Raw genomic sequence first — 17,600 nt, forward strand, 5'->3', positions numbered from 1 at the left:
TTACAGCGCGCCCTTCGTGGAGGGGAGGATGCCGGCGGCGCGCGGGTCGCGCTCGGAGGCGTATCGCAGCGCCCGGGCGAGCGCCTTGAACTGGCACTCCACGATGTGGTGCGCGTTGCGCCCGTAGGGCACGTGCACGTGCAGTGCGATCTGGGCCTGGGCGACGAAGGACTCCAGGATGTGCCGGGTCATCGTCGTGTCGTACTCGCCGATCATCGGCGCCATGTTCTCGGGCTCGGTGTGCACGAGGTACGGGCGGCCCGACAGGTCGACGGTCACCTGGGCGAGGGACTCGTCCAGCGGGACCGTGCAGTTGCCGAAGCGGTAGATGCCCACCTTGTCGCCGAGTGCCTGCTTGAAGGCGGCGCCGAGCGCGAGGGCGGTGTCCTCGATGGTGTGGTGCGAGTCGATGTGCAGGTCTCCCTCGGTCTTCACGGTCAGGTCGAACAGACCGTGCCGGCCGAGCTGGTCGAGCATGTGGTCGTAGAAGCCGACGCCCGTCGACACCTCGACCTTGCCGGACCCGTCGAGATCGATCTCGACGAGGACCGACGTCTCCTTGGTCGTGCGCTCCACTCTTCCGACGCGGTTCATGCGCTCTGCTCCTTCTTCAACTCACGGACCGCGTCCAGGAACGCGTCGTTTTCGGCCGGGGTGCCGGCGGAGACCCGCAGCCATCCCGGTACGCCGTTGTCCCGGACCAGGACGCCCCGGTCGAGGATCTTCTGCCAGGCCTCGTGGGAGCCACCCTCGCCGTCGAATCGCCCGAACTGGACGAAGTTCGCGTCGGACTCGGTCACCTCGTACCCGATCGCACGCAGTTCGGCGACCAGGCGGTCCCGCTCGGCCTTCAGCTGCTCGACGTACCCGAGCAGCGTGTCGGTGTGCTCCAGGGCGGCCAGGGCGGTGGCCTGCGCGACGGCAGACAGGTGGTAGGGCAGCCGTACGAGCTGGACCGCGTCGACGACCGCGGGGTGCGCGGCGAGGTAGCCGAGGCGCAGTCCGGCCGCGCCGAACGCCTTCGACATCGTCCGCGACACGACGAGATTCGGCCGGCCTTCGATCAGCGGCAGCAGCGAGTCGCCGTGGCTGAACTCGATGTACGCCTCGTCGACCACGACCATGGACGGCCTGGCGGCCTGCGCGGCCTCGTACAGCGCGAGGACCGTCTCGCGCGGCACCGCGTTGCCCGTGGGGTTGTTGGGGGTGGTGATGAAGACGACGTCCGGGCGGCTCTCGGCGATGGCCCGCTCGGCGGCGGCCCGGTCGATCGTGAAGTCCTCGCCGCGGGGACCCGAGATCCAGGCCGTGCCGGTGCCGCGCGCGATGAGCGCGTGCATCGAGTACGAGGGCTCGAAGCCGATCGCCGTACGGCCGGGGCCGCCGAAGGTCTGCAGCAGCTGCTGGATGACCTCGTTCGAGCCGTTGGCCGCCCAGACGTTCTCGACGTCGACCCGGTGCCCGCCGGTCCTCGTCAGGTACTTGGCCAGCTCCGTACGGAGCTCCACCGCGTCGCGGTCGGGGTAGCGGTTGAGGTTGCGGGCGGCCTCGCGGACCCGCTCGGCGATCCGCTCGACGAGCGGTTCGGGCAGCGGGTACGGGTTCTCGTTGGTGTTCAGCCGTACGGGCACGTCGAGTTGGGGCGCGCCGTAGGGGGACTTGCCGCGCAGCTCGTCCCGTACGGGAAGATCGTCGATACCGGTCACTTGCTCTCTGGAACCTTCCACCCGAAACGGGCCTTGATCGCCGCCCCGTGGGCCGGCAGGTCCTCCGCCTCCGCGAGCGTCACCACGTGGTGCGCCACCTCGGCGAGGGCGTCGCGCGTGTAGTCCACGATGTGGATCCCGCGCAGGAAGGACTGGACGCTCAGCCCCGAGGAGTGGCAGGCGCAGCCGCCGGTGGGCAGCACGTGGTTGGATCCCGCGCAGTAGTCGCCCAGCGACACCGGCGCCCAGGCGCCGACGAAGATCGCGCCCGCGTTCTTCACCCGGTCGGCGACGGCGGCAGCGTCCGCCGTCTGGATCTCCAGGTGCTCGGCGCCGTACGCGTCGACGACCCGCAGGCCCTCGTCCACGCCGTCGACGAGGACGATCGCGGACTGCCTGCCGCTGAGCGCGGGGACGATCCGGTCCTCGATGTGCTTGGTGGCCGCGACCTGCGGCTCCAGCTCCTTCTCGACCGCTTCCGCCAGCTCGACGGAGTCCGTGACGAGGACGGCGGCGGCGAGCGGGTCGTGCTCGGCCTGGCTGATCAGGTCGGAGGCCACGTGCACCGGGTCGGCGGTCTCGTCCGCGAGGATCGCGATCTCGGTGGGACCGGCCTCGGTGTCGATGCCGATCTTGCCCGTGAAGTAGCGCTTGGCGGCGGCGACCCAGATGTTGCCGGGACCGGTGACCATGTTGGCGGGCGGGCAGGACTCGGTGCCGTGCGCGAACATCGCGACGGCCTGGGCGCCGCCGACCGCGTACACCTCGTCGATGCCGAGGAGGGCGCAGGCGGCGAGGATCGTGGGGTGCGGGAGCCCCCCGAACTCCTTTTGCGGCGGGGAGGCGAGCGCCATGGAGGCGACTCCGGCCTCCTGCGCCGGAACCGCGTTCATGATCACGGATGAGGGGTAGACCGAGCGTCCACCGGGCGCGTACAGGCCGACGCGTTCGACCGGCACCCACTTCTCGGTGACCGAGCCGCCCGGCACGACCTGGGTGGTGTGCGCGGCGCGGCGCTGCTCGCGGTGGACCAGGCGGGCGCGGCGGATGGACTCCTCCAGAGCCGCGCGCACGGCCGGGTCGAGCTGTTCCAGGGCCTCGGCGAGGGCCCGGGCCGGAACCCGTACGGATTCGAGCCGCACCCCGTCGAATTTCTCCGCGTAGTCGATCAGCGCCGCGTCGCCACGATGATGCACGGCCTCGCAGATCGGACGCACCTTCTCCAGGGCGGCCGATACGTCGAAGTCGGCTCGGGGCAGCAGGTCGCGCAGGGCGGAGCCCTCGGGGAGGGCGTCGCCGCGCAGATCGATTCGGGCCATACGAAGAGATTGCAGCACGGTCCCAATTCTCTCAGACGGCGATGAGGCGCCGGACGCCCGTATCAATGGCTGATACAAGCCGTCCCAGGCTTCCCCTGGAGATCTCCGTCACCAATAGCGTTCGGCCCGTCACACAGCGGGCATGAACGGCTGTACGAAACCCGCGAGTAGCTGGGGAGGGAGGGACGTGACGTGACCGAGGGTGCCGGCGTCCGCGGTGGGGACCTGCCGGACGAGTTGACCGCCGCCGAGGCCGGGATGTGGCAGGCCTTCCGCAACGGCAGCGTGTACGACCTGCGCAGCGGGGACATCACCGTGGACGATCCGCACGGCGGCCATCCCTGGGGGCCCGAGCGCAGTGTCCGGGCCCGGATCGTGGCATGGCTGCTGCTCGACGGGCCGCCCGCCCTCCAGGGCCGGGTCGCCTCCCTGAAGCTGACCGGCGTGCAGATCACGGACGTCCTCGACCTCGCGGGCGGCACGGTGGTGCCGTACGTCGAGCTGAAGGGCTGCCGGTTCGAGAAGGAGATCCTGCTGCCGGAGGCGCACTTCACGACCGTACGTCTGGTCAACTGCTCGGTGCCGCGCCTGGAGGCGGCCCGGGTGCACACCGAGGGCGATCTGCATCTGCCCCGCTGCCGCTTCCACAACGGGGTGCGGCTGACCGACGCGCACATCGGTACGGATCTGCTGCTCAACCAGGCCGTGGTCTACCGGGACCGGCGCGGCCGCTCGCTCACCGGCGACGGCATGACCGTGGGGCAGGACCTGCAGGCCGAGATGCTGGAGTCGCACGGCGAGCTGAGCCTGCGCGGCGCCACCGTCGGTGTCTCGCTCAGCCTGCGCGGCAGCAAGTTGAACAACCCGTACTCCCGGCTCGCCCTGAACGCTCCCCAGCTGACCGTCAACCGCACGCTCTACATGACCCCGGCGGGCCTCGGCAATCCCCTGCTGACCAGCGGCACCACCCCGGCGCGCGGGACGCTGGTGCAGCGCTTCGAGTGCCAGGGCGGGATCCGCCTCGACGACGGACGGTTCGGGGACGCCCTCGACTTCGAGCGGGCCCGTTTCAGCTTCGACGACGACCAGGAGCTGTCCCTGCTGCGGGTGCAGACGCCCGAGCTGCGCTTCCTCGGGGAGCATCCCGAGCGGGGCAAGGTGGTCCTGTCGGGCGCGCGGATCGTCAATCTCGTCGACCGGGCGGACAGCTGGCCGGGCCCGGGCAACCTCCACATGGGCGGCTTCAGCTACGAGAACCTCGTACCGCAGGGCGGCTTCCCGCTGACCCGGCGCCTGGAGTGGGTGGCGGCGGCGACCGCGGAGTACAGCCCGGAGCCGTACGAGCGGCTGGCCACCGTGCTGCGCGACTCCGGCGAGGACGAGGACGCGCGCGAGGTGCTGCTCGCCAAGCAGCGCCGCCGCCGCGAGACCCTGCCGCTCGCGGCCAAGCTGTGGGGGTACGCGCAGGACTGGACGGTCGCCTACGGGTACCGGCCCGGCCGGGCCGCCCTGTGGATGGCGGTGCTGTGGGCGATGTCCTCGATCGCCTTCTCGCACGCGACCCACACCCCGGTCAATGGCGGGCATCCGCCGTGGAACGCCGCGCTGTTCGCCCTCGACCTGCTGCTGCCGGTGATCGACCTCGGCCAGGTGGACGTCTGGCAGCTGCGTGGCGCCTGGCAGTGGCTGGCCGCGGTGGTGATCCTCCTGGGCTGGATCCTGGCGACGACGGTGGCGGCGGGGGCGACGCGGCTGCTGCGCCGCAGCTGAGGGGCCTGGTGGGGGGACTGATGGGGCAGCATCCGGCCATCCTGTTGACAGGTGTTCAATAGTAGAACAACAGTCACTTTTTACTCACCCTTGACCATCTGACATACAACCAAACGAGGGTTACGAAAGTGTCACCGCGCACCCTCTGGTACAGCTCCGACCTGCGGCTTTCAATGGTCGACACCATGGCACTGCTGCGCGCGTTCATCCGTACGGCCCGGATGGTCAAGAACACTTCGCGCCTCGCCGCCGGACTGCCCGCCGACGACGAGGTACTGCTGGACGCCCCGGACGAACGGCTCGCCCCGGCCCTCGTCGCGGCGGCCCGCGGTGAGTACGACATCGCGGCCAAACTGCTCGCCGCCACCCGCGAGGCCGCCGAGTGGGAGAACCGCGACCGGTACGCCAGGCGCCTCGCCGCCTTCGCCCGCACCCGCGACGAATGGCTCCAGTCCTGGCAGAGCGAGTCCCCGCACGACCCGGACGCGCTCCTGGTCAAGGCCGAGCTCGCGGTGCGCCGCTGGTGGGATTCGCCCGCCCGCGCCGAGCTGCTGCGTGAGGTCGGCCCGCTGATCGCCGCCGCCGCCGAGGGCGACCCGCGCGACCCGGTGCCCTGGCGGATCGCGCTCGACCACGCCCGTGGCACCAACGCCGGGCACACCGAGTTCGAGAAGCTGTGGACCGAGGCCGTACGCCGCTCCCCGCACCACTACGGCTGCCATGTGGCCGCCCTGAAGTACCTGTCGGCCGCCTGGTACGGCTCGCACCGCGAGTGCTTCGACTTCGCCGAGCGGGCCGCGCAGGACGCGCTGCCCGGCTCACTCGTACAGGCGCTTCCGGTGCGCGCGGCCTTCGCCTATCTGACCGAGGGCGGCCGGGCCGTGATCCCGCGTGAGCGGCTCGACGAGGCCGCCGACCTCGCGATCGCGGTCTCGGCGTCATACGCGCCCGCCGACCCGTGGCCCGCGGAGGTGCGCAACCTCCTCACCTACGTCCTGATCAGGCTGGAGCGCTGGCAGGACGCCCTGGACCAGCTCCGTCTGATCGGCCCGTACGCGACCTCGTTCCCCTGGGACCGGGTCTCCGACGACCCGCTGGGCCAGTTCCTGGAACTGCGCGACGGAGTCCGCCTGGAGGTCGCCTCGACCATCCCCCTCCATCCACGGAGTGAGCACGGCGGACGTGCTCCCTCCGGCGACCATTAGGCTTTCGCGTCGTGACCACCGTTCGGCTCCCGCTCTTCCCCCTGAACTCCGTACTGTTCCCGGGGCTCGTGCTTCCCCTGAACATTTTCGAGGAGCGCTATCGCGCCATGATGGGCGAACTGCTGAAGACGCCCGAGGACGAACCGCGCCGGTTCGCCGTCGTCGCCATCCGCGACGGCCACGAGGTCGCGCACACCGCACCCGGCATGCCGGACCAGACGGCGCTGCCGCAACGCGGTCCCACGGCCGGGTTCGGCGACGACCCGCTCAAGGCCTTCCACGAGATGGGCTGCGTCGCGGACGCGGCCACCATCCGGGAGCGCGCCGACGGCAGTTTCGAGGTACTGGCCACCGGCACCACACGAGTACGGCTCCTGTCGGTGGACGCCTCCGGCCCGTTCCTGACGGCCGAACTGGAGGAACTTCCGGAGGAACCCGGCGAGGAGGCGGGCGCGCTCGCCGAGGGCGTCCTGCGGGCCTTCCGGCAGTACCAGAAGCGGCTGGCGGGCGCCCGCGAGCGCTCCCTGTCCACCGGCGCGGACCTGCCGGACGACCCGGCGGTGGTCTCCTACCTGGTGGCGGCCGCCGTGATGCTCGACATCCCGGCCAAGCAGAAGCTGCTCCAGGCCCCCGACACGGCCACCCGCCTCCACGAAGAGCTGAAACTCCTGCGCGCCGAGACCGCCATCATCCGTAATCTGCCGTCGTTGCCGGCGGCGGAACTGACGCGCAACCCGACAAGTCTCAACTGAAGGCCTCGACACCTTGGCGAAGAAGTCGAAGAAGCAGCAGCAGTCCGGGGGAACGCCCGCGACGGTGGCCCTGACGGCGGCGGGCGTCGCGTACACGGTCCACGCCTACGAGCACGACCCCGCGCACCCCTCCTACGGCGAGGAGGCCGCCGAGGCGATGGGCGTCTCCCCCGACCGCGTCTTCAAGACCCTGGTCGCGGACGTGGACGGCTCCCTCGTGGTCGCCGTGGTCCCCGTCGCGGGCTCCCTGGACCTGAAGGCGCTGGCCACGGCGGTGGGCGGCAAGCGCGCCGCCATGGCCGACCCGGCGGCCGCGGAGCGCACCACGGGCTATGTCCGCGGCGGCATCTCCCCCCTGGGCCAGCGCAAGAGACTCCGTACGGTCCTGGACGCCTCGGCCCACCACCACGCCACGATCTGCGTCTCGGCCGGCCGCCGGGGGCTCGAGGTGGAGCTCGCCCCCGACGACCTGGCGCACCTCACGGAAGCGGTGTCCGCGCCGGTCGCCCGTGCGTGACCCCTCGACGGATGCGTCGTCCTGCGTTAAGCACGAGAGGCATGTCGAAACGAACCCGCAAACGCAAGTGGCGCACGAAGAAGGGCCGCTCGAACCACGGCCACCGACCTCCATGACCTATGCGCCCGGCCCCCTGGGGTATGTCCGTCGACTGACGGCCGGCGGGGGCTGAGCGCGCAGTTCCCCGCGCCCCTGGGGCGGGGCTCCGCCCCGCATCTCCGGCCCGTCCGCCGTCTGAGGACGAGGCCGGGGAGCCCGATGCCCCACCCACCCCGGCCGGGCCACTTCTCTCAGCCCGTCCGGCGTTTGAGGACGAGGCCGTTCAGGCCGACAGGGGGGTCTGGGGGCGCAGCCCCCAGCAGGGGTGAGGGGCAGAGCCCCTGGGATGGGACGGGTAGGGGCGGCGGGGGCGAGGAAAAGCCGCTCGTGCCCCCCGGTTCAGACCGTCGGAGGCTGCGGCGGGGTCGGAGCCCCGTACGGGCTCGCGTAGGGATCCGGGTCCCGGGGACCGAACAACGCGGTCAGGCCGAGATGAACCACCAGCCCCGCCAGGGACCACGCCAGCAACGCCCCCTTCGCCCCGAGCTTCAACGGCGCGGAGAACGTCACCCCCTTGCCCACAGCCTTGGCATGGGCGACCACGTTCTGCGTCGGCCCGAGCCAGATCCCGATCCGCCAGGCGAGCAGCGACCCGAGCAGACCCCCCACCGCCAGCGCGACGACGAGCGGCACACCCCCACGCCGTCGCACCAGAAACACCACCACCGCACTGACCGCACCGAACGCCAGCGCGAGCAGCGTAAATGTCCCGTCGACCCCGACGGCCTGCTCACCCTCGGTGTCCTTCAGATACACCGCGCTGTCGTCCGCGATCAGCGGCACATGCGGCGCCAGCCACCACCACAGCACACCGAGCAGCACACCCGCGAGCGCCACCGCCACCGTGACGACGGCGGCCTCCAGCACTTCGGTCTTCATCCCGGGCCCGTCCGGTTCGTACCCGACGGTCCCCGAGACGCCCCCGGCGGGCGGAGCCTGCCAGGCGTGGGCGTCGTCGGAGGGCGGTTGATGCGGCGGCGGAGGCGGAGTCAGCGGTGCGGTCACACTCACATCGTGCCAGGCCCGGCTGTCAGCCGCGTCACCGGACGGCCGCCCGGCGGTACGCCCAGGTCGCCACCGCCAGCGAGGCCACCCCCACGCCCGCGCAGACGGCGAGGTCACCGACGACGAAGGCCCAGTCGGGGTGCGCCCCGAAGCTCCGCGCGAAGGCCTCGACGCCGTAGGTGGAGGGCAGCAGATCCCGGGCGTACTGCACCACCGTAGGCAGCCGGTCCGCCGGCAGCACCCCGAGCAATAGCGCCGCCGACATCCCCAACTGCCCGAGCAGCGTGGCGAGTTCGGGCCGAGGCGCAAGCAGTCCGAGCGCCGCCCCGAGCCCGGCGAGCGCGGCGCCCGCGAGCGGGATCACCGCGACGAGCACCCACAGATGCGCCATCGGCAGCCCGAAGAGGACACAGCCGACGACGGCGGTGACCACGGTCCCGGGCACGGTGAAGGAGGCGTACGCGCCCGCGGCACCGAGCACGACCGCGGCCGGCGGCACCGGCAGGGTCGCGTAGTGGTCGAGCCCGCCGCCGGCCCGCAACTGTCCGAAGTACTGCGCCAGCAGGTTGAGCCCGACGAAGGCGACGACCAGGACCGACGCCCCGGCCACGATGGACCGGGCCTCGCCCCCGCCGTCCACCACGCCACGCATCATGACCATGATGCCGACGGACTGGACCGTGGCCACGAACAGCAGCGGAATCCGCGCCACGCGCGCGCGGGAGAGCTGGGCCCGGTACATGGCGGCGAGGGAGGGCCACAGCCGCGCCCGCGGCCCGAGTTCGACGGCGTCAACGGCGTCCTCGGCCACGGACAGCGCACTGCCCTGCAGCACCTCAGCGGGTACGACACTCACGTCGAGCTGCTCCTCTTCACTCCGGCAGCCGTCCTGTCCCTGTTTCCGACGCCCATTGCCACGTCGATTCCCACGCCGCTTGCCACACCCACGACGCCCCTCCCCGTCCGTACAGACTCCCCTGTCCGTACAGACTCCCCTACGGATTCCAGACCCCGCGCGCTCACGCCTTCACCAACCCCTGCGCATTGCCGCCGAGCGCGAGGTACACGTCCTCCAGGCTCGGCGTGGCCAGTGTGAAGTCGTCGAGCGCGGCGAACGCGGCGCCTCCGGTGACCGTGGCGACGGCCGCGCGGGCCTCCTCCGGGGCGAGCCGCAGGGTCCAGCGGCGGCCCGACTCGACCGCCCGGGCGCGCAGCGCGGCGACCTCGGGCACGTCCAGCGGGGCGCTCTCGCGCCAGACGAGTTCGACCCGCACCTCGCCCGCGACCCGCTCCTTCAGCCCGGCCGGCGTGTCGCAGGCGATGACGCGGCCCCGGTCGAGGACGGCGACCCGGTCGAGGACGGTCTCGGCCTCGATGACGTTGTGGGTGACCAGCAGCACGGTGGCGCCGTGCTCGGCCCGGCGCCGGTCGACGGCGGACCACACGGCCCGCCGGGCCACGGGGTCCATGCCGGTGGTCGGCTCGTCGAGGACGAGCAGCGGCCGCTGCCCGACCAGCGCGGCGGCGAAGCAGGCCAGCCGCCGCTGTCCGCCGGACAGCTTCTTCAGAGGGCGGGAGGCGATCGGGGTGAGGCCCAGCTCGTCGAGCACGGCATCCCGCTCCGCCCGCGCCTCGCGCAGTTCGAGCCCGCGCAGCCGCCCGGTCGTCTCCGCGGCCAGCGACACGGTCAGCTCGTCGAGGGCGGTGGACTCCTGCCCGAGGTAGGCGAGGATGCGCGCCGCCCGCTCGGGGTGACGCACGATGTCGTGCCCGAGGATCTCGACGCTGCCGCTGTCGGGGCGCATGAGCCCGGTCAGCTGGCGTACGAGGGTGGACTTCCCGGCGCCGTTCGGCCCGAGCAGGCCGAAGATCTCGCCGCGCCTGATGTCCAGCCGTACCCCGTCGGTGGCGCGCACCTCGGGCGTACCGGGGCTGCCACGGCGTCCGCGGACGGCCGGGTAGGTCTTGGTCAGCGCGCGCACCGAGCACACGACATCGCCCCTGTGCCCGTTCCGGACTGCCTGTGCCGTGCGCGTACTCACGAGGGACGAGCCTACGGGGTCCGATGCCCCGTTATGCGCCCGGGGCCCTCGCCTCAGCCGGTCCACGAGCCGTCCTGGACCGGGTCTCAATGGTCCGGCGCGCCGGAGAAGCGCCCCCACCCACCCGCACCCGAGCAGGGCACCCGGGGGCCGACCGCTCCCCGAGCTCACTCCCCGGCAGGGGCATGCTCCGCCGCCGTACGCACATCGATCTCCCGCCAGAACCCGGCCCTGATCGCGTACCGGTCGTGCTCATCGATCTGGTCGTCCTTGTGGGCGAGCAGTCCGAAGCGCGCCGCGTAACGCAGCAGCTCGCCGTCCACGCGGTGCGGTACCCGCGGGTACATCGTGGACAGCTTCTGCAGATGGCTCGGGTCGGTGAGCCGCTCCATCCAGCGGCGCGCGAAGACCTGCCCCACCTCGTACGGATCGCCGCCGACCGTGGTGATGTCCTCCTCGCGGTCGGCCCAGCGCTGCTCGGCGGAGGTGAGCTGGGCGAGCGTGGGCAGCGCGGCGGCCTCCGTGGACTCCGTGGCGCCCCCGGGGCGCTCGATCCACCCCTTGTCGGAGGACCACCGCAGCGTCGCGCTCGCGGGGTGCTGGGGGGCCTGGACGCCCGGTGCGCGCAGTGCGGCGAGGTCCTTCGGCGTGGGCACGCCCTTGGGGGCGGGAACCCGCTCCTCGGACCCGTTCTGCGACTCGGCGGCGGGGCTGTGCTCCGCGGTCTCGGAGGGCCGCTCGGCCGCACCGGCGAGTGACGCGTCGGGCAGCGGCGCGGAGAGGATCGCGGCGATCTCGGGGCGCGGCACGGGCTGCGGCGCGCAGATCCCGCCGAGGTCCTTGGCCCGTACGGCCTTGGTGATCCACGCCCGGTCCAGCACCCGGCGCTCGTCGGCCTCGGCGACCAGGTCCTCGGACTGGTTGTAGTCGCCGTCCGCGGCCTGCACGGCCCACAGGTGTACGGCGACGCCGTGCTCCTTGGCGGCCATCATGCCCGGCAGCAGGTCCCCGTCGCCGGTCACCAGGACCACGTCGGAGCAGGCGCGGTTGCGGGCCAGCTCGGTCAGCTCGGCATGCATGGCGGCGTCGACGCCCTTCTGCGCCCACCGCCCGTCGCTGCGGGTCAGCGCGCCGAGGCGCACCGTGACCCGTGGCATCACGCGCAGCCGGCGGTGCTCCGGTTGCGGTACGCGGTCGGGTGCGCCGTCGAACCAGTAGATGCGCAGCAGGGGCCGCTCCGTGTCGGACTCGGCGCGCTCGCGCAGGCCCTGGATGAGGGCAGCGTGATCGACGGTGATCCGGGATCGCGAAGGCTCCCCGGCGAGGAGACTGGCAGCAGCCCCGAGCAGATACCCGGCGTCCACCAGGACGATGCAGCGGTCCACGCGGTCCACCCTCTTTCCGGTTCCGGGAGGTTTGCTTCGGGCTTCCTTCGAGTCTGCCCGACGGCGCGGAGGTTAACGGCCCGAACTCGATCTTCGGCGTGGCGAATCGGGGGATAACGCTCCGACAGGGCTTATTACGCACGGTAATTCTCCGAAATGCACTGCTTGTCAGGCTATGTGAATGTGAATCTGGATCCGGCCCTGACCCCTAGGGCCCCACAGGAGGCAATCACCATGGCCAAGAACAAGAACCGCAAGCAGGGCGGCCAGCAGGACCGCTCCTCGCAGGCCGAGCGTGCGCAGGAGCAGGCGCAGCGGTCCTCGACGGAGGCTCACACGCCGATGTCGCAGGCGCAGGGCAGCCCCGCGGACGTCGCCCGCAAGCACCAGAAGCGCTTCGGCCACAACTGAGGCCACGCGTAAGGGCTGTTGAAGCCCAGGCACACACCGAGGGGCGCATCCGGCAACGGATACGCCCCTCGCGTACATCATCTGATCCTGTCGGCTGATCCCGTCAGCCCGCGAGGCAGGACGGGCCCAGCAGCACCTTCAAGTCACCGAACAGCGCCGGATCCGGCTTCACCCGGTGCCGGTCGAGCCGCAGCACGGTGGTCTTGCGCGGGCCCTGGAGCCTGATGCGCACCTCGCTCTCGCCCTTGTGGTGGCTGAGGATCTCGCCGAGGCGGCTCACCATCGGCGGGGTGACCTTCAGCGCCGGGATCGTGAGGATCACGGGTGCGTTGGTGCCCGCGTTCGACAGGTCGGGGACCTGAAGCTCCATCGCGACCAGCCGCGGCACGTCCTCGCGCTTGTCGAGGCGGCCCTTGACGAAGACGACCGCGTCCTCGACGAGTTGGGTCGACACCAGCTGGTACGTCGCCGGGAAGAACATGCACTCGATGGAACCGGCCAGGTCCTCCACCGTGGCGATCGCCCAGGCGTTGCCCTGCTTGGTCATCTTGCGCTGGAGGCCCGAGATGATGCCGCCGATGGTGACGACCGCGCCGTCCGCGTGCTCGCCTCCGGTGAGCTGGGAGATGCCCGCGTCGGCCTTGTCGGACAGCACGTGCTCCAGGCCGAAGAGCGGGTGGTCGGAGACGTACAGACCGAGCATCTCCCGCTCCTGGGCGAGCAGATAGGCCTTGTCCCATTCGTCGGTGGTGAACTCCACGTCGAGTCCGAAGCCGGGCTCGCTGGTGTCCTCGTCACCCATGCCCCCGAAGAGGTCGAACTGGCCCTCGGCCTCCTTGCGCTTGACCTGCACCACGTTGTCGATCATCGGCTCGAACTGCGCGGTGAGGCCCTTGCGGGTGTGCCCCATGGTGTCGAACGCGCCCGCCTTGATCAGCGACTCCGTGGTGCGCTTGTTGCAGGCGACGGCCTCGACCTTGTCGAGGTAGTCCGGGAAGGAGGCGTACTTCCCCTTGGCCTTGCGGCTCTTGATGATCGACTCGACGACGTTCGTGCCGACGTTGCGGACGGCGGAGAGGCCGAAGAGGATCACGTCGTCGCCCTGCGCGGCGAAGTTCTGCTCCGACTCGTTGACGTTGGGCGGCAGCACCTTGATGCCCATGCGCCGGCACTCGTTCAGATAGATCGCGGACTTGTCCTTGTCGTCCTTGACCGAGGTGAGCAGACCCGCCATGTACTCGGCCGGGTAGTTCGCCTTCAGGTAGGCGGTCCAGTACGAGACCAGTCCGTACGCGGCCGAGTGCGCCTTGTTGAAGGCGTAGCCGGCGAAGGGCACCAGCACGTCCCACAGGCCCTGGATCGCCTCGTCGCTGTAGCCGTTCTTCTTGGCGCCGGCCTGGAAGATGGTGAAGTTCTTCGCCAGCTCGTCGGGCTTCTTCTTACCCATGACCCGGCGGAGGATGTCGGCCTCGCCGAGCGAGTACCCGGCGATGATCTGGGCGGCCTTCTGCACCTGCTCCTGGTACACGATCAGGCCGTAGGTGACCGCCAGGACCTCTTCGAGGGGCTCTTCGAGCTCCTTGTGGATCGGCGTGATCTCCTGCAGCTTGTTCTTGCGGAGCGCGTAGTTCGTGTGCGAGTCCATGCCCATCGGGCCGGGACGGTAGAGCGCCGAGACGGCGGAGATGTCTTCGAAGTTGTCGGGCTTCATCAGGCGCAGCAGCGAGCGCATGGGGCCGCCGTCGAACTGGAAGACGCCGAGGGTCTCGCCGCGCTGGAGCAGTTCGAAGGTCTTCGGATCGTCGAGCGGGAGGGCCAGCAGGTCGAGGTCGACGCCCTTGTTGGACTTCACCATCTTGACGGCGTCGTCCATGATCGTCAGGTTGCGCAGGCCGAGGAAGTCCATCTTCAGCAGGCCGAGCGACTCGCACTGCGGGTAGTCCCACTGCGTGATGGTCACGCCGTCGGTGTGCCGCACCCAGACCGGGGCGTGGTCGACGATGGGCTCGCTGGACATGATGACGCCGGCGGCGTGCACGCCCATCTGCCGGACCAGGCCCTCGACGCCCTTGGCGGTGTCGATGACCTTCTTCACGTCCGGCTCGTTCTCGTACATCGCGCGGATCTCGCCGGCCTCGCTGTAGCGCGGGTGCGAGGAGTCGGTGATGCCGCTGAGGTCGATGCCCTTGCCGAGGACGTCGGCGGGCATCGCCTTGGTGAGGCGGTCGCCCATGGCGTACGGGTAGCCCAGGACGCGCGCGGAGTCCTTGATGGCGTTCTTCGCCTTGATCTTGCCGTAGGTGCCGATCATGGCGACCTTGTCGGCGCCGTACTTCTCGGTCACGTACCTGATCACTTCGACGCGCCTGCGCTCGTCGAAGTCGATGTCGACGTCGGGCATGGAGACGCGCTCGGGGTTCAGGAACCGCTCGAAGATCAGACCGTGCGGGATCGGGTCGAGGTCGGTGATGCCCATGGCGTACGCGACGATCGAACCGGCCGCCGAGCCACGGCCCGGGCCCACGGCGATGCCCTGCTTCTTGGCCCACATGATGAAGTCGGCGACGACGAGGAAGTACCCCGGGAACCCCATCTGGATGATGACGTCCATCTCGTACTCGACCTGCTTCTGGCGGTCCTCGGGGACGCCGCCCGGGAAGCGGCGCTCCATGCCGAGGCGCACCTCCTCCTTGAACCAGGTGACCTCGGTGAACCCCTCGGGGATGTCGAATTTCGGCATGAGGTTCTTCGCCTCGAACATGCCGGTCGTGTCGATCTGCTCAGCGACCAGGAGGGTGTTGCGGCACCCCTCCTGCCAGGCGTCCGAGGAGTCCACGGCGTACATCTCGTCCGTCGACTTCAGGTAGTAGCCGGTGCCGTCGAAGCGGAAGCGGTCCGGGTCGGAGAGGTTCTTGCCGGTCTGGATGCACAGCAGGGCGTCGTGGGCGGTCGCCTCGTGCGCGTACGTGTAGTGCGAGTCGTTCGTCACCAGGGGCGGGATGCCGAGCTTCTTGCCGATCTCCAGGAGTCCGTCACGGACCCGGCGCTCGATCTCGATGCCGTGGTCCATCAGCTCCAGGAAGTAGCGGTCCTTGCCGAAGATGTCCTGGTACTCGGCGGCCGCCTTCAAGGCCTCTTCCTCCTGGCCGAGGCGCAGCCGGGTCTGCAGCTCGCCCGAGGGGCAGCCGGTGGAGGCGATGAGCCCCTCGGACCACTGGGAGATGGTCTCCTTGTCCATCCGGGGCCACTTCTGGAGCCAGCCCTCGGCGTACGCGTCCGAGGAGAGCTTGAAGAGGTTGTGCAGGCCGGTCCGGTTCGCCGCCCAGATCGTCTTGTGCGTGTAACCACCCGAACCGGACACGTCGTCGCGCTTCTGGTGCGGCTGGCCCCACTGGATCTTGCGCTTGTTGCGCCGGGACTCGGGGGCGACGTACGCCTCGATGCCGATGATCGGTGTGACGCCCGCCTTCTTCGCCGTATGGAAGAAGTCGTAGGCCCCGTGAAGGTTGCCATGGTCACTCATGGCGATGTGCGTCATGCCCATCTCATTGCAGGCGTTGAACATGTCCTTGAGCCGCGCGGCACCGTCCAGCAGCGAGTACTGGGTATGGACGTGCAGGTGCGTGAACGGCGGCTTTGACACGGCTTCGGCCTCCAAGAAGAACAATCGTCGACAGGCTGCGGACAGTCTGGGGGGACAGCGTCGAAGTCTATGACGCGCCACTGACACTGGAGACGAACACTGGGCGCGAAGCGCCTCAATGAGGGGCGGTGGTCGGGTGACGGGCGGGCCGATCACCCGTACCTTCATCCGGGGCGCGGGGCACGCGCGCGTACCGTTCGTCCCCGGTGCGCGGGCACTCCCGCGTACCTTCGTCCGTTGGGAGAGGACGGAAGCAACCGTCCCGGCGGACGGACACGTCCTTCCCCCATGTCAAGCACCACCTGCACCAGGAGGCACCCAGCGATGTCGGTCCCGCAGCTCAGCGCCGAGCAACGCGGCGAGCAGATCCTCGCCGTCTTCGACACCGCCTTCGGCGAGCTCCTGGCCGCCGACCCGGCCGCGTTCCGCGTCAAGTTCCGCAAGATGGCGGCCTCCGCCTTCGCGTTCTACCGGGGCACGGCGGGCCTCTTCTACCACGACCTCACCGCGGAGATCGGGTTCGGGCCGAGGCGCGGCGGACCGTACCTGGACGAGCGCACCTCCCGCGTGTGGATCCACGGCGACCTGCACGCCGAGAACTTCGGCACGTACATGGACGCCAACGGCCGCCTGATCTTCAACGTGAACGACTTCGACGAGGCGTACGTCGGCCCCTTCACCTGGGACCTCAAGCGATTCGCCGCCTCCGTGGCCCTCATCGGGTACGCGAAGGCGCTCAGTGACGACCAGATCACCGAGCTGGTCAAGGTGTACGCGGCCGCCTACCGCGAGCGCATCCACGCCCTGGCCACCGGCGCCAAGAGCGACGAGGTGCCGCCCTTCACCCTGGACACGGCCGAGGGCCCGCTCCTGGACGCGCTGCGTGACGCCCGCTCGCTGACCCGCTTCGGGCTGCTCGACTCGATGACCGAGATCCGCGACTTCGAGCGCCGCTTCGCGCCCGGCGGCGGCTCCATCGAGCTCGACGCGGCCACCCGCTACAAGGTGCTCGCGGCCTTCGACGGGTACCTGGAGACGCTCCCCGAGTCCTCCCTGACCCGCCCTGACTCCTACCGGGTGAAGGACGTCGTCGGCCGCCGCGGCATCGGCATCGGCTCCGCCGGGCTGCCTTCGTACAACATCCTTCTGGAGGGCAACAGCGACGCCCTGGAGAACGATGTCGTGATCTACATCAAGCAGGCCCAGACCCCGGCCGTCTCCCGGCACATCACGGACTCCTCGATCCGCGAGTACTTCCAGCACGAGGGCCACCGCACGGTGATCTCCCAGCGCGCCCTGCAGGCGCACGCCGACCCGTGGCTGGGCTGGACCGAGCTGGACGGCGCCGGCCAGCTGGTCGCCGAGGTCTCGCCGTACGCGGTGGACCTGGACTGGGGCGACATCGACGACCCGGAGGAGATCGCCTCGGTCGTCGCCGACCTCGGCCGGGCCACCGCCACCATGCACGCCGCGGCCGACGACGAGAGCGGCCACTCGGAGCTGGTCCCGTTCTCCACCGAGCGGGCCATCGACGCGGCGATCGCCGCCGACGAGGACGGCTTCTCGGGCCTCCTGGTGGACTTCGCGCACAGCTACGGCGCACGCGCGCGTGCCGACCACCAGATCTTCGTCGACCTGTTCCGCAACGGCCGGATCCCGGGCCTGTAGGCACCCCGGACGACGGACCCACAACGCTCCCGTAACACATAGGAACCCTTTAGGGGGCCCTTACGGGAGCACGTGGGA

General features: G+C 70.4%; 14 protein-coding genes. 6 read left to right on the forward strand and 8 right to left on the reverse strand.

Going from position 1 to position 17,600, the window contains the following annotated elements; all coding sequences use genetic code 11:
- Genes hisB through hisD form a run of 3 tightly spaced genes read right to left on the reverse strand, consistent with a single transcriptional unit; the run spans position 1 to position 3,025 of the window.
- Complete coding sequence (gene hisB, locus ACZ7M3_RS17955) at positions 1–594, reverse strand: imidazoleglycerol-phosphate dehydratase HisB (protein WP_472064335.1); 594 nt, start codon at positions 592–594, stop codon at positions 1–3.
- Complete coding sequence (locus ACZ7M3_RS17960) at positions 591–1,706, reverse strand: histidinol-phosphate transaminase (protein WP_355309443.1); 1,116 nt, start codon at positions 1,704–1,706, stop codon at positions 591–593. The genes hisB and ACZ7M3_RS17960 overlap by 4 nt, the downstream gene beginning before the upstream one ends.
- Positions 1,703–3,025, reverse strand: coding sequence for a histidinol dehydrogenase (gene hisD / locus ACZ7M3_RS17965; protein ID WP_472064337.1), 1,323 nt, complete (start codon positions 3,023–3,025; stop codon positions 1,703–1,705). Before hisD ends, ACZ7M3_RS17960 begins: the two co-directional genes overlap by 4 nt.
- 192 nt (positions 3,026–3,217) lie before the next feature.
- On the opposite strand from hisD, the gene ACZ7M3_RS17970 reads away from it, so the two are divergent.
- The 4 genes from ACZ7M3_RS17970 to ybaK all read left to right on the forward strand — a co-directional run bounded on the left by ACZ7M3_RS17970 (position 3,218) and on the right by ybaK (position 7,269).
- The gene (locus tag ACZ7M3_RS17970) at positions 3,218–4,795 is read left to right on the forward strand and encodes an oxidoreductase (protein WP_472064339.1); all 1,578 of its coding nucleotides are present in this window, start codon (positions 3,218–3,220) and stop codon (positions 4,793–4,795) included.
- A 185-nt stretch (positions 4,796–4,980) separates the two neighbouring features.
- Positions 4,981–6,000 carry a hypothetical protein gene (locus tag ACZ7M3_RS17975; protein WP_472064580.1) on the forward strand — a complete coding sequence of 340 codons (1,020 nt, stop codon included), beginning with the start codon at positions 4,981–4,983 and terminating at the stop codon, positions 5,998–6,000.
- A gap of 11 nt (positions 6,001–6,011) precedes the next feature.
- Positions 6,012–6,752, forward strand: a complete 741-nt coding sequence (locus ACZ7M3_RS17980) for an LON peptidase substrate-binding domain-containing protein (protein WP_472064341.1) — start codon at positions 6,012–6,014, stop codon at positions 6,750–6,752.
- Positions 6,753–6,765: 13 nt separating this feature from the next.
- A complete protein-coding gene (gene ybaK, locus ACZ7M3_RS17985; protein ID WP_054231469.1) occupies positions 6,766–7,269 on the forward strand; it encodes a Cys-tRNA(Pro) deacylase in 504 nt (167 codons plus the stop codon).
- Between the two features lie 438 nt (positions 7,270–7,707).
- Here ybaK and ACZ7M3_RS17990 read toward each other — a convergent pair whose 3' ends face one another.
- The 4 genes from ACZ7M3_RS17990 to ACZ7M3_RS18005 form a co-directional block, all read right to left on the reverse strand.
- On the reverse strand, positions 7,708–8,373 hold the full coding sequence (locus ACZ7M3_RS17990; RefSeq protein WP_472064344.1) for an AAA family ATPase: 666 nt from the start codon (positions 8,371–8,373) through the stop codon (positions 7,708–7,710).
- Positions 8,374–8,407: 34 nt separating this feature from the next.
- Positions 8,408–9,229: an ABC transporter permease gene (locus ACZ7M3_RS17995; RefSeq protein WP_472064346.1), complete on the reverse strand. Its 822-nt coding sequence runs from the start codon at positions 9,227–9,229 to the stop codon at positions 8,408–8,410.
- A gap of 163 nt (positions 9,230–9,392) precedes the next feature.
- Positions 9,393–10,415, reverse strand: a complete 1,023-nt coding sequence (locus tag ACZ7M3_RS18000; RefSeq protein WP_177323972.1) for an ABC transporter ATP-binding protein — start codon at positions 10,413–10,415, stop codon at positions 9,393–9,395.
- A 167-nt stretch (positions 10,416–10,582) separates the two neighbouring features.
- Complete coding sequence (locus ACZ7M3_RS18005) at positions 10,583–11,800, reverse strand: NYN domain-containing protein (RefSeq protein ID WP_472064348.1); 1,218 nt, start codon at positions 11,798–11,800, stop codon at positions 10,583–10,585.
- A 234-nt stretch (positions 11,801–12,034) separates the two neighbouring features.
- Here ACZ7M3_RS18005 and ACZ7M3_RS18010 point away from each other — a divergent pair, with 234 nt between their 5' ends.
- Entirely contained in the window at positions 12,035–12,211 is a 177-nt protein-coding gene (locus ACZ7M3_RS18010) for a hypothetical protein (protein WP_167552113.1), read from the forward strand.
- 103 nt (positions 12,212–12,314) lie between these two features.
- Here ACZ7M3_RS18010 and dnaE read toward each other — a convergent pair whose 3' ends face one another.
- Positions 12,315–15,854: a DNA polymerase III subunit alpha gene (gene dnaE, locus ACZ7M3_RS18015; RefSeq protein ID WP_472064351.1), complete on the reverse strand. Its 3,540-nt coding sequence runs from the start codon at positions 15,852–15,854 to the stop codon at positions 12,315–12,317.
- Between the two features lie 324 nt (positions 15,855–16,178).
- On the opposite strand from dnaE, the gene ACZ7M3_RS18020 reads away from it, so the two are divergent.
- A complete protein-coding gene (locus ACZ7M3_RS18020; protein WP_097226195.1) occupies positions 16,179–17,522 on the forward strand; it encodes a DUF2252 domain-containing protein in 1,344 nt (447 codons plus the stop codon).
- Positions 17,523–17,600 lie beyond the last annotated feature (78 nt).

This window comes from Streptomyces sp. NPDC111656 (assembly GCF_055656965.1).